The sequence below is a fragment of the Euzebya sp. genome, assembly GCF_964222135.1.
Lineage (GTDB): Bacteria > Actinomycetota > Nitriliruptoria > Euzebyales > Euzebyaceae > Euzebya.
The window spans coordinates 93,873-107,729 of the sequence record NZ_CAXQBR010000021.1 but is presented as its reverse complement, the minus strand read 5'-3'; the positions used below and the strand labels follow the sequence as shown (position 1 = coordinate 107,729).

Sequence of the window (13,857 nt, the reverse complement as noted above, 5' to 3'; positions counted from 1 at the left end):
CGACCTCGGCGCCGAGGACGTCATCGAGTCGCCGGGCCTGTTCACCGCCCGCGACAAGGCGGCCGCCCACCTGGAGGGCGGCGCGAAGAAGGTCATCATCTCCGCGCCCGCGAAGGGGCCGGACGCCACCCTCGTCCCGGGCATCAACCTGGACACATACGACCCGGGCTCCCACGACGTCGTGTCGATGGCGTCCTGCACCACCGGGTCGGTCGTGCCGCTCGCGAAGGTCCTCGAGGAGGCCTTCGGCATCGAGAACGGCTTCATGACGACGATCCACGCCTACACCAACGACCAGGGCACCCAGGACGCGCCGCACAAGGACCTGCGCCGCGCCCGCGCCGCCGCGGTCAACATCGTGCCGACCACCACCGGTGCGGCGAAGGCCGCCTCGGAGGTCCTGCCGTCGCTGAAGGGCAAGCTCGACGGCATGGCGGTCCGCGTGCCCGTGCCGGACGGCTCGGTGACCGACCTGGTCTGCAACCTCAGCCAGGAGGTCACCGTCGACCAGGTCAACGAGGCGTTCACGGCCGCAGCTGACGGCGACCTGAAGGGCGTCCTCGAGGTGGCGACCGACCCGATCGTGTCGTCCGACATCGTCGGCAACCCGCACTCCTGCATCATGGACAGCATCGCCACGATGGCGAGCGGCCGGATGGTGAAGGTGCTCGGCTGGTACGACAACGAGTGGGGCTACTCGAGCCGCCTCGTCGACCTGTCGGTCTTCATCGGCTCGAGCCTGTAGCCACGCCGCACCCCGAGGAGCAGCCATGACCGGCCGTGTCCCCGGCCTGGACCAGCTCGACGCCGCCGGTCGGGTCGTCCTGGTCCGCGCCGACCTCAACGTCCCCCTGGCGGGCGATCCGCCGGAGATCACCGACGAGCTGCGCATCGTCGCCTCGCTGCCGACGGTCCAGCGGCTCCGCGAGGTCGGGGCTCGGGTGGTCCTGATGAGCCACCTCGGCCGCCCGAAGGGGCCCGACGACGACGCGCTCCGCCTCGGACCCGTCGCCGCCCGCCTGTCGACGCTCCTCGAGACCGACGTCCGCTACGCCCGCGACATCGTGGGGGAGGAGGCGCGGGCGACCGTGGCCGACCTCGCCGACGGCGACGTGGCCCTGTTGGAGAACCTGCGCTTCGACCCCGGCGAGACCGCCAACGACCCCGACTTCGCCGACGCCCTGGCCGGGCTCGGGGAGATGTACGTCAACGACGCGTTCGGGGCCGCCCACCGCGCCCACGCGTCGGTGGTCGGGATCCCCGAGCGGCTCGACCAGCACGTCGCCGGGCACCTGCTGACGAGCGAGCTGGACGCGCTGTCCCGCCTGCTCGACGCCCCGGAGAGCCCCTTCGTCGCCATCCTCGGCGGCGCCAAGGTCAGCGACAAGATCGCCGTCATCGAGAGCCTCCTGCCTCGCGTCGACCACCTCGTGATCGGCGGGGCGATGTGCTTCACCTTCCTCAAGGCGATGGGTGCCGACGTCGGCGCCTCGCGCGTCGAGGAGGACCACCTGTCCACCGCCGAGGACCTCGTCCGCAAGGCGGAGGCCGCCGACGTCCGGCTGCACCTCCCCGTCGACGTGGTCGCCGCCGACGGCTTCGCCGAGGACGCCGACCACGAGGTCGTGGGCGCCCAGGTCGTGCCCGACGGCCGCATGGGCCTCGACATCGGCCCGGAGACCACCGCCGCGTACGCCGACGTCGTGGCCGGCGCCAAGATGGTCTTGTGGAACGGCCCGATGGGCGTGTTCGAGTGGGACGCGTTCGCCGCCGGCACCCGCGGGGTCGCCCGAGCCCTCGCAGACCTGGCCCTCGCCGACGCGGATGCGTTCACCGTCATCGGCGGCGGCGACAGCGCGGCCGCGGTGCGCCAGATGGGCCTGTCCGACCGGATGAGCCACGTCTCCACCGGCGGCGGGGCCTCCCTCGAGTTCCTCGAGGGCAAGGACCTCCCCGGCGTCGCCGCGCTCCGCGCCTGACCGACAACCCCGCCACCGAGAGGACACCCGTGCCCCGCAAGCCGCTGATGGCCGGCAACTGGAAGATGAACCTGACCCACCTCGAGGGCATCCAGCTGGTCCAGAACCTCGTGTACCACCTCACGCCGGAGGACTACGAGTCGACCGACGTGGCCGTGATCCCGCCGTTCACTGCCCTCCGCTCGATCCAGACGCTGATCGACGGCGACGGCCTGTCCCTCCAGCTCGGTGCGCAGAGCTGCCACTGGGAGGACTCCGGCGCCTACACCGGCGAGATCGCCCCGTCGATGCTGGCCGCGCTCGCGTGCGACTACGTCCTGGCGGGCCACTCCGAGCGCCGCACCCTGTTCGGGGAGACCGACGAGGTCGTCAACAAGAAGGTCAAGGCGATCCTGGCCGCCGGGATGACCCCGATCCTCTGCGTCGGCGAGACCGAGGCGCAGCGGGACGCCGAGGAGACCGAGGAGGTGCTGACCCGGCAGGTCACCGACAGCCTGGCCGGCATCGGCGCCGACGCGGTCGCGGGCATGGTGATCGCGTACGAGCCGATCTGGGCGATCGGCACCGGCCGGACGGCGCTCCCATCCGACGCCGACGCCGGCTGCGGCACGGTCCGCGCGACCGTCCGGTCCCTCCACGGCGACGCCACGGCGGACGCGGTCCGGATCCAGTACGGCGGCAGCGTGAAGCCCGGCAACGTGCGCGAGCTGATGGACCAGCCCGAGATCGACGGCGCGCTCGTCGGCGGGGCGAGCCTCACCGCCGACGACTTCGCGGTGATCGCCCGCTTCGCCCGGCTCTGACGCCTGCCCCGGGCCGCCGGTCGGTAGTAGGCTGTGGTTCGCGCGCGCGCGCCACCACCGCACGACGACCGGGGTCATGACCATGGCGAAGCGAAACAAGCCCCTCCAGGGGCTGCTGGGTCCGCTCGAGACCGACGTGATGGAGACCGTCTGGCGCCTCGGGGACGCCACCGTCCGCGATGTGCACGCCGAGCTCGTCGACCGGCGCGACCTGGCCTACACGACCATCATGACGACGATGGCCCGCCTGGCCGCCAAGGGCCTGCTCGAGCGCGACACCTCGGGGCTGGCGCACCGCTACCGCCCGACCGTGAGCCGCGAGGACTACGCGCGGTCCACGGTCACCTCGGTCGTGGACTGGCTGGTCCAGTCCTTCCCCGAGCCGGCGATGAGCTACTTCGTCGAGAAGATCGACGACACGGGGGACGCGACCACGCTGGCGACGCTGCGGGCCAGCATCGACGCCAAGCGGGCCGAAGAGGGGGAGTAGGCCCGATGTCCGCGCCCTCGACGTCGAGCTGCGGAGACCGCTGACCGGATGGAGAGCTCCCCGGCCGGGATCGCCGACATCGCCGAAGGCCTCGGCGTGGCCATAAGCATGCAGTCCTTCGCTGCGCGCGCCCTCCTCGGGTCCGTCGTCGCCGCGGTGTTGGCGGCGGTGGCGGCCAAGCTCGGGGTGATCAAGAGCGGGCGTGCGCGCCGGACGCTGGTGCTGGCGCCGGTGATCGCCGCCGCCGCGGCCGCGCTGGCCTGCACGGCCCCCGGATCGAGCTTCCTGCCGGCGCTGCTCGTCAGCTCGGCCGAGGGCCAGCCGATCGAGGTGTTCGGCGCCGAGGTGACCGTGCGCCGCCTCGAGTGGCTGCTCGTCGCCTACGTCGGGATCGCGTCGTATCTCGTGATCCGCCGACTGCTCGGCCACTGGGTGATCGCCCGGTACGTCGCGCTCGCCCAGCGCTGCGACGACCCGCAGATGACCGCGCTGGTCCGGCGGATCTCCTCGAAGCTCGGGATCGAGGCACCGCCGCTGCTGCTGGTCCGGCGCTGCCCCGGCGGCGCGTTCACCGCCCGGCTCCGCCGTCCCGTCGTCGCGGTCGACCCCGACCTGCTCGACGAGCTCGACGCCCGCGAGCTCGAAGGCCTGCTCGCCCACGAGCTCGCCCACCTCGCCCGCCGCGACGTGCTGGTCAACACCGTCGTCGGCGTCATCCGCGACCTCACCTTCTTCATCCCCCCGATGAACCTGGCGGCCCGCTGGCTGCGCCACGAGCAGGAGCACTCCGCCGACGACCTGGCGTCGGATGCCACCGGCCGACCGGCCGCGCTGGCGTCGTCGATCCTCAAGGTGTGGCAGGGCTCCAAGGACCACGCCAGACCCCAGGTCGCGGCGATGGCCTGCGCGACGATGGTCCCCTCACCGGCGTTGCCGGTGCCCGCGGGTCTGCCCACGCGCCTCCTCCGGCAGGGATCGCTGTCGCGCGGCGCGAAGCAGATCGCCGAGCGCGTCGTGCGCCTGATCGAGCGCGGGGCACCGCTGACCCTCCGGCGCCAGCGCATCGAGTTGACCGCCGCCATGGCCGCCGTCGTGGTCGCGACCGGGATGACGGTCCTGCTGCCCGCGCAGGTGAACGGCGAGCTGCTGCTGGCCCAGTGGACCCGCCCGCCCGCCCAGCCGGTCGTCTCACCCGCCATGGCCACGTTCGGGGCGCTGGCCGCCAACCCCTCGCCGCTGGCCGAGGCGTCCGAGGCGGTCGCCGGCTACACGGCCTCGACGGCCGAGACCTGCACCGACTGCGTGCTGCTCGAGTCCGGGGCCGAGTGGCGTAGCCAGACCGCCCCGACCCTGCCGCCGCGCGCCCCGGGCTGGCAGGCCGGCGGGCGGGTGTGGCAGCCGTCGGTGGGCGGTGCGCCGACGCCGCCGAGCGCCCAGCCGCTGTGGGGGGTCGAGGCATCCGGCAGCCGCGTCGGCTTCTTCCTGGTGCACCCCCAGGGATGACCGGCAGGGGGTGACCGGCAGGGGGTGACCGACGGCGCGTGCTCGGGCTAGGATCGACGGTCGCCCGTCGACCCGCCATCCCGCCGAAGGCCGTCCCAAGTGCTCACCATCGCCCTCGTCGTCCTGCACGTCATCGTGTCCCTGCTGCTGATCCTCTTCATCCTGCTCAAGTCGGGGAGGGGCGGCGGGCTGTCGGACATGTTCGGCGGCGGCGCGGTGGGCAGCGCTGGCGGGTCCACCATGGCGGAGAAGAACCTCGACCGCCTGACCGTCATCACCGCGGTCGTCTTCGCGATGACGACGATGGTGCTGGCGCTGCGGCTGGTGTAGGGACCAGGTCCGCGGGTGGGCCGCCCCCCGGCGTGATCCCTCCGCGGGGTCGCGGGTGCAGGGGCTGGCGCGCCGTCGCCGTGCTGGTCGCGCTGGTCGCCACGACCGCAGCCTCGTGCACCGCGGCGCCTGACGGCCCGGCCGTCCCGACGGGGCGCGACGAGCCGATCGCGACCCCGACCGGACCCGGCGGCGGGACGTTCCGCTACGGCATCGGGTCGCCGACGGCCATCGTCCCCCCGCTCGCGGCGACCCCGGACGACCAGGCGGTCGTGGACGCGGCCTTCGACTCCCTGACCGCCTGGGACGACGCCGGCAGCCCGCAGCCGTCCGCGGCGACCACGTGGTCGGCTGACGACGCGTTGGTGGAGTGGCGCTTCACCCTCCGGCCGGGCGCGTCGTTCCACGACGGGACATCGGTCACGGCGGCCGACTTCGCCGCGGCTTGGGCGACGCTGGTGGCCGAGGGCGGCTACGGCTACCTGCTCGCCGACGTCGTCGGCTACGAGGCCGCGCGCGACGGGGACGGCGTCGACCTGGCCGGCGTCCGCGTCGTGGACGACCTGACGCTCGAGGTGTCCCTCACCCGGCCGCGCGCGGACTTCGCCACCGTGGTCGGGCACCCGGCGCTGGGTCCGGTGCACCGCGGCCAACGCGAGCGGGACGAGGAGGGGTGGCGCAGCCAGCCGCTCGGCAACGGCCCCTTCGCGCTGACCGAGCCCTGGGCGAGGGGTGACTTCATCCGCGCCGCCGCGTGGGAGGGGTGGCGCAACGGCGATCGGGCCGAGGGCGGCATCGCGGAGGTGCTGTTCCGCATCGGCGACCTCGACATCAACTACCTCGCGTTCACCCAGGGACGACGGGACCTCTCGCCGGTGCCGAGCGACGCGCTGGCGCTGGCCGCCGAGGAGTACCCGGCACGGGGAGGGGAGTGGGACGGTCCGGGTCTGATCACCGGGCGGCGGCCGGAGGTGTACCTCCTGGCGATGAACCCGGCGGTGCCGCCGTACGACGACGTGGCCGTCCGCGAGGCGGTCAGCCTGGTGGTGGACCGGGCGGGCCTGGCGGCGGCGAACGAGGGCGGCAACCTCGACCCCGCCACCGGTCTGCTGCCCCCGTCCCTCCCCGGCGCCCGTGCCGACACCTGCGAGCTGTGCACGTTCAACACGACGGGTGCGCAGCAGCGGCTGGAGGACGCCGACGTCGACGAGCTGGCGATCTGGTTCAACGCCGAGGGTGGCCACGAGCGCATCCGCAACGCGATCAGGGCGGCGCTGAGCGGCATCGGGGTCCGCCTCGTGTCGAACGGCCGACGGCCCCCGCCGGACCTCGCGGCGTACCAGGACCTGCTCGAGACCGGGGAGGCCGGTCTGTTCCGCCTGCCCCTCGTCGCCGACGTCCCGTCGGGGCTGTCGGTCCTGTACCCGCTGCTGCACGGCGACGAGGTGCCGGCTCGCGGCGGGATGAACTACATGCGCTACGACAACGCCCAGGTCAACAGCCTCCTGGACCAGGCCGCCGCGACCGGCGACGACCAGCAGCGCCAGGACCTCCTCCGCCGGGTCGAGTCGCTGGCCCTCAACCGCGACCACGTCGTGGTCCCGCTGTTCACCTACCGCCACGCGGTGGTGGTCGCCGAGCGTGTGCGGGATCTGCGCTACGGGCCGATGGGGCTGGTGGACCTGACCCGCGTCAGCCTGGTGGGCTGACGGGGTCCCGTCCGCCGCACGGTCATCCGCCGAGTGCGGTCCAGTCCAGCCGGCCGGCGCCGTCGAGACCGACCCCGGTGACGTCGGCCGAGGCGGCCAGCGGGATCGTCGAGAACCACAGGGGGATGACCGCCACCTCGTCGAGGACGGCCTGCTCGACGGCTGCGTAGCCCGCGAGGCTGTCGTCCAGGTCCCGCTCGCCGCCGGCCCGGGCCAGGAGGTCGTCGATCGCCTCGTCGCGGAGCCTGACGTCGTTGGCCGCTCCCTGGGAGGCGAACAGCGGCTCGAGGACCCGGACGGCGGCGGGCACGTCGGCCTGCCAGGTGAGCCGGAACGGACCGGTGACGTCGCCGTCGGCCAGCCGGCCGAGCAGGTCCGCGCCGGGTTCGCTGGCCAGCTGGATGTCCTCGACGCCGAGCACCTCCCGCCACGCCCCGGCGACGGCGTCGACCAGCTCGTCGTGCCCGCCGTCGCTGGCGAACCACAGGGTGAGGGGGCCGTCGATGCCGTCGCCCCACAGCTGCCTCGCCCGCTCGGGGTCGTGCCGGCAGGCCGCGCAGGTCACGTCGTCATCCCTGGGGAGGCCCGGGCCGATCAGGCGGTCGGCCGGGATGACCGCGTCGCCCGCCACGTCGGCAGCGATCGCCGGGACGTCGAGCGACAGCGACAGGGCCGTGCGCACGTCGACGTCGGCGAAGGCAGGTTCGTCGAGCGGGAGGCCGAGGTGGGCCAGCTGCCGTCCGGGTGCGCGGACCAGCGCAGGCCGGTTGGCGGCGCCGATGCCCGCCGGCGGGGTCGGCTGACCGTCGTCCCCGACGGCCACGTCGACGTCCGGGCCGGGCTCTCGTGTCGTGTCCACCAGGATGGGGGTGGCTGCACCGTCCGCGGCGAGCGGGTGGTCGGCCACGAGGGCCAGGACGAGCCGGTCGTCGGATGTCTCGACGACCGCGTAGGGCCCGTCGCCGATCGGCTGATCCTCCGCCGCCTCGGGGTGCACCGGCAGGAAGGCCTGGTCGCCGAGCAGCAGGGGGAGCTGACCGAACGGTGCGGTCAGGCGGACGGCGACCGTCCGGTCGTCGACGGCGCGCAGCCCCTCGACCGTCGACAGCAGGGGCACCCCGCGGTCGATGGACCGCTCCCACCCCCGGACCAGGTCGGCGGCGGTGATCGGGGTGCCGTCCGCCCACCGGCGCCCCTCGGTGATCGTCAGCTCCCAGCGCTGCAGATCGGGGCTCGAGATGGCGGAGAGCAGGGCTCCGGGCACGTCGGGGCCCCAGGTGGGCAGTCGGCTGGCCGGATCGGTGGCGACCAGCGGGGTGGCGATCGCCGCGGCGAGGTGCGGGGAGGTGTCCTGGGGGTGCAGGCTGTCCTGGGGACCCAGCCACACGGTCAGCTCGGCGGTGCGGTCACCGACGATCCCCGTGCGGAGCGACGTCCGGGGCGGCGGTTCGGAGCACGCCGCCGTGCCGAGCGCCAGGGCGGTGCCCACGACCAACCCGACCAGCGCACGTGGTGGCGGCACGGCGGTCCCTCATCCCTCGCCGTGGGCGGCCTGCGCGGCGGCCGTGGCCTCCGCCATGAACACCTCCTGGCTGGCGGGCCCGGCGCTGGCGTCCGGACGGGTCCAGGACCCGTCGGAGCGGAGGTGCCACGCCTGGCGGCCGTCCTCCCAGGTGCGGTCGAGGATCTCGCGCAGCTCGTCGCGGAGGTCCGGGTCGACGATCGGCACCATGGCCTCGACGCGGCGGTCGAGGTTGCGCGGGAGCCAGTCCGCCGAGCCGATCCAGATCCGATCGCCGAACTGGAGGATCCGCTCGTGCTCGAGGAGCCGCCCCACGACGGAGATGACCCGGATCGTGTCCGACACCCCGGGGATGCCGGGCCGCAGCCCGCAGATGCCGCGGATGATCAGGTCGATGCGGACCCCTGCGCGGCTGGCTCGGTACAGGTCGGTGATGAGCTGGCGGTCCGCCAGCGAGTTCAGCTTCAGCCGGATCAGGCCGTCGGATCCCTTGGCGGTCTCGGCGGCGATCAGGTCCCGCAGGCGATCCCGGAGGGCCACGGGGGCCACCAGCAGGGCCTGGTAGTCGTCGTGGCGGGCGTAGCCGGTCAGGTAGTTGAACAGCTGGGTGACGTCCTCGGCGATCGCCTCGTCGTCGGTGAGCAGGCCGAGATCGGTGTACAGCCGGGCCGTCTTCGGGTGGTAGTTGCCCGTGCCGAGGTGGACGTAGCGCCGGATGTGGTCGCCCTCGCGTCGGACGACGAGCGACGTCTTCGCGTGGGTCTTCAACCCGACCAGCCCGTAGACGACGTGGACGCCCGCGCGCTCGAGCACCCTGGCCCAGCCGATGTTGGCCTCCTCGTCGAAGCGGGCCTTCAGCTCCACCAGGGCGACGACCTGCTTGCCGGCCTCGGCGGCGTGGGTCAGGGCCGTCACGATCGGTGGGTCGCCCGAGGTGCGGTAGAGCGTCTGCTTGATCGCGAGGACGTCGGGGTCCTCCGCGGCGGCCGTGATGAACCGCTCGACGGAGCTCGCGAAGGACTGGTAGGGGTGGCGGAGCAGCAGGTCGCCCGCCGTGATCTCGGCGAACATCTTCGCCGGGCCCACCGGCGTCCCGTCGTCAGCCGGCAGCAGCCGCGGGTGCGGGACGGGGGACCAGGGCTCGTACCGCAGGGTCGGCTGGTCGAGGTCGGCCAGCTGGGTGAGGTCCGCGCGGCCCATCAGACCCCGGACCGCGTAGGTGTGGACCGGGGAGATCTCGAGCTCCTCCTGCAGCCGGGCGACGGTCTCCGCGGGCATGTCGTCGGCGACCTCGAGGCGCACGACCGCGCCGAAGCGGCGCCGTGACAGCTGCTCCTGGATGGCGAGGAGCAGGTCCTCGGCCTCGTCCTCGTCGACGGCGACGTCGGCGTTGCGGGTGACCCGGAACAGGTGCGCGTCGACGACCTCCATGCCGGGGAACAGCGCGTCGAGGCGCCAGCGGATCAGCTCCTCGAGCGGCACCCACGCCCGGGAGGTGCCCGGCACCTGCCAGAAGCGCGGCAGCACCGCCGGGATCTTCACGCGGGCGAGCTTCACGTGCCCCGTCTTCGCGTCGCGCACCGTCACGGCGAGGGAGGTCGCCAGGTTCGAGATGTACGGGAACGGGTGACCCGGATCGACCGCGAGCGGCGTCAGGACGGGGAACACCTGCTCGGCGAACACCTGCTCGAAGCGGTGCAGCGCCCGCTCGTCGAGGTCGGCCACGTGCACGACCCCCACCCCGCGGCGGGCGAGGAGCGGGAGGATCTCCTCGTGCACCAGGTGCGTGGACTGGTCCAGCATCGGCCGGACCCGGCGGGAGATCGCCTCCAGCTGCTCGACCGCGGACATCCCGTCGGGGGTCCGCTTCTGCAGGCCGGCGGCGACCTGGTCCTGCAGGCCGGCCACCCGCACCATGAAGAACTCGTCCAGGTTGCTCGAGAAGATGGCGATGAACCGGAGCCGCTCGAGGAGCGGGATGGAGGTGTCCGCGGCCAGCGCCAGGACCCGGCGGTTGAACTCGAGCCAGGACAGCTCGCGGTTGCTGAACAGCGAGGGGTCGTCGAGGTCGACCGTCGGGGTCCGTCGGAACCTGCCGTCCGGGCCGCGGGGCTGGGGCGGTCGCGGCGACCGGTGTCGCGGGGTCGGCGGGGTTGACGTCGTCACGGCGCTGGTCACCCTAGACGCGCGGAGAAGTCATTACAGACCGATCACAGGCGCATCAGGACCGGCGGCGGGCCCCTCCGCGCGCGGGCACTGTGGGGCGTCTGATGACCGTGACCACCGACGCGCCGTCGCGGCCGCCCGCGGCGCCCCCCCGCGCCCCGGCCTGGGCGAGCCTGCTGACCGGCGCGGTCGCCGCGGCCGTGGCGCTCGGCACCTCCGAGCTGCTGGCCGGCCTGATCGGTCCGGCACCCTCCCTGGTGCTGTCGGTCGGCAACGGGGTCGTCGAGCTCGGCGCCGGCACGCCGGTCAAGGACGTCGCGATCGCGCTGTTCGGGACCGGGGAGAAGACCGCGCTGGTCATCGGCACGGTCGTGCTGGCGCTGGTGTTCGGTGCGGTGCTCGGGTGGGTCGCCGACCGCGTCTCGGTGGTGGCCGCCGGTGCCGGGCTCGTCGCCTTCGGGCTGCTCGGCGTCGGCTCGACGCTGGCGAGTCCCCTCGACTCGACGGCGTGGGCGGTGGTCATCGCGGCCGCGGCGGTCGCCGCCGGTGTCGCGGTGCTGGTCAGGCTGCAGGCGCGCACCGCCCGCCTCCACCTGGGAGGTGCGTCCACGGCGGGACCGGGGGAGGGGGCGGCGGGGGCGCGGCGGGAGTTCCTGCGCATCGCCCTGGGCCTCGCCGCCGTGGGCGGGGTCGTGGGGGTGCTGGGGCGCACGCTCAACGGGCGATCCCGCGTCGCGAGCGTCCGCTCCACCGTCACGTTGCCGCCTGCGGCGACGGCGCCGGAGGTGCCCGAGGCGGTGTCCTTCGAGGGGATCGACGGCCTGACGCCCTTCTTCACGCCGAACGAGGACTTCTACCGGATCGACACCGCGCTCATGGCCCCGAGCGTGGACGTCGCCACGTGGTCGCTGCGGGTCCACGGGATGGTCGACACAGAGGTCTCGCTGACCTACGACGACCTGCTGGCGCTCGAGCAGTTCGAAGCCGACGTCACCATCGCCTGCGTGTCGAACGAGGTGGGGGGCGACCTGATCGGGACCGCCCGCTGGCAGGGCGTGCGCCTGGCCGACGTGCTCGCCATGGCCGGCGTCCAGGACGGCGCGGACCAGGTGGTCGGGCGGGCCGTCGACGGGTGGACCGCCGGGTTCCCGACCGAGGTCGCCCTCGACGGGCGCGACGCGATGATCGCCGTCGCCATGAACGGCGAGCCGCTGCCGGTCGAGCACGGCTTCCCCGCCCGGCTGATCGTCCCCGGGCTCTACGGCTACGTCTCGGCCACCAAGTGGCTGCAGGACATCGAGCTGACGACCTGGGAGGCGTTCGACGGCTACTGGGTACCCCGCGGCTGGGCGAAGGAGGGTCCGGTCAAGACCCAGTCCCGGATCGACGTGCCCCGCCGCGGCGCCGACGTCCAACCCGGACGGGTCGTCATCGCCGGCGTCGCGTGGGCGCAGCACCGCGGCGTCGCGCGGGTCGAGGTCCAGATCGACGACGGCCCGTGGCAGGCGGCCGAGCTGGCCGACGAGCTGAACGTCGACACCTGGCGCCAGTGGCGCCTCGAGTGGGACGCCGCCGAGGGGGACCACCTGATCCGGGTGCGGGCCACCGACGCGGACGGCATGACGCAGTCCGAGGCCCCCGTGCCCGTGGCGCCCGACGGCGCCGAGGGCTACCACGCCCGCTCGATCAGGGTCGCGTGACGGTGATCAGGGGCGGGTGACCTCCGCGCCGTCCGCGAGCACCTCGTCCGGTCCGCCCGAGCCGAGCTGACGCATCAGGGGCACGACCATGACCCCGACCACCACGAGCTGGGCCGTCCCGGCGAGGACGATCGCCTGACCCACCCCGACCACGCCGGCGACCTGACCGCCGAGGAAGGCGCCGAGGGGCATCGCGGCGAAGAGGACCATGCGGTACGCGGCGCCGACGCGTCCGAGCAGGTCGCGGGGGATGACGCGCTGGCGGAAGCTCACCGTCGTGATGTTCCCGATCGCGAGGGCGATCCCCTCGACCAGGTAGGCGCCGCCCGCGACGGCGACCGATCCGGTCGTGCCGATCGTCAGGTAGGCCGATGCGGTGACCGCGCCGGCGACGATGACGACGAGGTCCACGCGGGCGCCGTCGATGCGCTCAGCGGCGGTGGCGCCGAGGATCTGCCCGACGGCGCCCAGTGCGAGGAAGAGCCCGAACTGCCCCTCGGACAGCCCGAGTCGATCCGTCGCGAGCAGCACCAGCAGCGACAGGACGGCGGCCTGGAAGAACGCGAAGCTGCCGATGACGCCCGCGAGGAGCCGCAGCGCCCGGTGGCGGCGGAACCAGCCGAGGCCCAGGCGGACGTCCGCGGTCAGCGAGGTCCGGGGACCGTCGGCGGCGTGGGCGGGCACGGCCGGCAGGACCAGCGCGAAGATGGTGGCCGAGACGAGGAACGAGACGCCGTCCACGAGGAACGGCAGCGCGGTGGCCCCTGCGACGAGCAGCCCGCCGATGGCCGGGCCGACGAACATGTCGCCCGCCACCTGCGTGGTCTCGATCCGGCCGTTCGCACGGCCGAGCTCGTCGTCGGGGACCATCGCCGGGATCGCGGCGTGCAGGCCGGAGGCGATGATCGTGTCCCCCGTGCCCACGACGAAGGCCAACCCGTAGAGCAGGGCCAGCGGCAGGTCGCCGGTCAACGCGACCAGCGCGACGGCGAGGAGGGCCGCGCCGCGCACGGCGTCGACGGTCGACAGGAGGCGTCGCGGTGACGTGCGGTCGACGAGCGCGCCGCCGTGCAGGCTGAACAGCAGCCAGGGCAGGCGCTGCGCGACCAGCACGCCGGTGACGAGGCGGGGGTCGCGGGTCAGCGAGGCGGCGATGAGGGGGAGCGCGACGAGGAGGACGCCGTCGCCGACGCCAGAGACGGCAGACGCGCCGAGCAGACCCCGGAATCGTCGCTCTGGCGTGTTGAACACGTGTGACACAGCTGTCTCAGGCCCCCCGCCCGGTGAGCGCTGGATGGTCGACGGCCCCATGACGGGCCGTCACCAGTGTGTCAGGCGCGCGCTCCGTGGAGCAACCGGACCCGCACCGAGCGCAGCGCGCGTGCGAGGCCCTCCACCGCGGTGGAGGTCGCCGCGGTCACGTGCGCACGGACGCGGACGGGCCGGACAGGGCGCGTCGGACGCCCGCCGGCGATCGACTCGTCCAGGATCAGTGCCATGCTCGTCCTCGAGGGGTGTCGGGGTGAGGTGTGCCGGAAGACGTACGCAGAAAAGTGCTCAAGTGCGTACGTCGCCGGTCGATAGGTGGGGTGCGGAGCCGTGAACTCCGCACCCCCGAAGACCTGCTACGTCCAGCTCCACCCATCGAGAGAGGT

At 73.7% G+C, this 13,857-nt stretch carries 12 protein-coding genes; 8 read left to right on the top strand and 4 right to left on the bottom strand.

Annotated features, from left to right (window positions below; translation table 11 throughout):
- From ACEQ2X_RS05700 to ACEQ2X_RS05670, 7 genes are all read left to right on the top strand, one after another.
- Positions 1–745, top strand: a 745-nt coding sequence (locus ACEQ2X_RS05700; RefSeq protein WP_370324821.1) for a type I glyceraldehyde-3-phosphate dehydrogenase, incomplete at its 5' end; no start/stop codon positions are given.
- Positions 746–770: 25 nt separating this feature from the next.
- Complete coding sequence (gene pgk, locus ACEQ2X_RS05695) at positions 771–1,979, top strand: phosphoglycerate kinase (protein WP_370324820.1); 1,209 nt, start codon at positions 771–773, stop codon at positions 1,977–1,979.
- A gap of 47 nt (positions 1,980–2,026) precedes the next feature.
- Complete coding sequence (gene tpiA / locus ACEQ2X_RS05690; RefSeq protein ID WP_370324824.1) at positions 2,027–2,782, top strand: triose-phosphate isomerase; 756 nt, start codon at positions 2,027–2,029, stop codon at positions 2,780–2,782.
- An 82-nt stretch (positions 2,783–2,864) separates the two neighbouring features.
- Complete coding sequence (locus ACEQ2X_RS05685) at positions 2,865–3,272, top strand: BlaI/MecI/CopY family transcriptional regulator (protein ID WP_370324819.1); 408 nt, start codon at positions 2,865–2,867, stop codon at positions 3,270–3,272.
- Positions 3,273–3,320: 48 nt separating this feature from the next.
- Entirely contained in the window at positions 3,321–4,775 is a 1,455-nt protein-coding gene (locus ACEQ2X_RS05680) for a M56 family metallopeptidase (protein ID WP_370324818.1), read from the top strand.
- Positions 4,776–4,874: 99 nt separating this feature from the next.
- The gene (gene secG, locus ACEQ2X_RS05675) at positions 4,875–5,105 is read left to right on the top strand and encodes a preprotein translocase subunit SecG (RefSeq protein WP_370324817.1); all 231 of its coding nucleotides are present in this window, start codon (positions 4,875–4,877) and stop codon (positions 5,103–5,105) included.
- Between the two features lie 80 nt (positions 5,106–5,185).
- Positions 5,186–6,814, top strand: coding sequence for an ABC transporter substrate-binding protein (locus tag ACEQ2X_RS05670; protein ID WP_370324816.1), 1,629 nt, complete (start codon positions 5,186–5,188; stop codon positions 6,812–6,814).
- A 22-nt stretch (positions 6,815–6,836) separates the two neighbouring features.
- On the opposite strand, the gene ACEQ2X_RS05665 is transcribed toward ACEQ2X_RS05670, so the two are convergent.
- Both ACEQ2X_RS05665 and ppk1 read right to left on the bottom strand, forming a co-directional pair.
- Complete coding sequence (locus tag ACEQ2X_RS05665; protein ID WP_370324815.1) at positions 6,837–8,336, bottom strand: ABC transporter substrate-binding protein; 1,500 nt, start codon at positions 8,334–8,336, stop codon at positions 6,837–6,839.
- A gap of 9 nt (positions 8,337–8,345) precedes the next feature.
- Positions 8,346–10,502 carry a polyphosphate kinase 1 gene (gene ppk1, locus ACEQ2X_RS05660; protein WP_370324813.1) on the bottom strand — a complete coding sequence of 719 codons (2,157 nt, stop codon included), beginning with the start codon at positions 10,500–10,502 and terminating at the stop codon, positions 8,346–8,348.
- A gap of 104 nt (positions 10,503–10,606) precedes the next feature.
- On the opposite strand from ppk1, the gene ACEQ2X_RS05655 reads away from it, so the two are divergent.
- The gene (locus tag ACEQ2X_RS05655) at positions 10,607–12,202 is read left to right on the top strand and encodes a sulfite oxidase (protein WP_370324812.1); all 1,596 of its coding nucleotides are present in this window, start codon (positions 10,607–10,609) and stop codon (positions 12,200–12,202) included.
- A gap of 6 nt (positions 12,203–12,208) precedes the next feature.
- On the opposite strand, the gene ACEQ2X_RS05650 is transcribed toward ACEQ2X_RS05655, so the two are convergent.
- Together ACEQ2X_RS05650 and ACEQ2X_RS05645 are read right to left on the bottom strand one after the other, a co-directional pair.
- The gene (locus tag ACEQ2X_RS05650; protein ID WP_370324811.1) at positions 12,209–13,453 is read right to left on the bottom strand and encodes an MFS transporter; all 1,245 of its coding nucleotides are present in this window, start codon (positions 13,451–13,453) and stop codon (positions 12,209–12,211) included.
- A gap of 80 nt (positions 13,454–13,533) precedes the next feature.
- Entirely contained in the window at positions 13,534–13,701 is a 168-nt protein-coding gene (locus ACEQ2X_RS05645) for a hypothetical protein (protein WP_370324810.1), read from the bottom strand.
- Between the last annotated feature and the right edge of the window lie 156 nt (positions 13,702–13,857).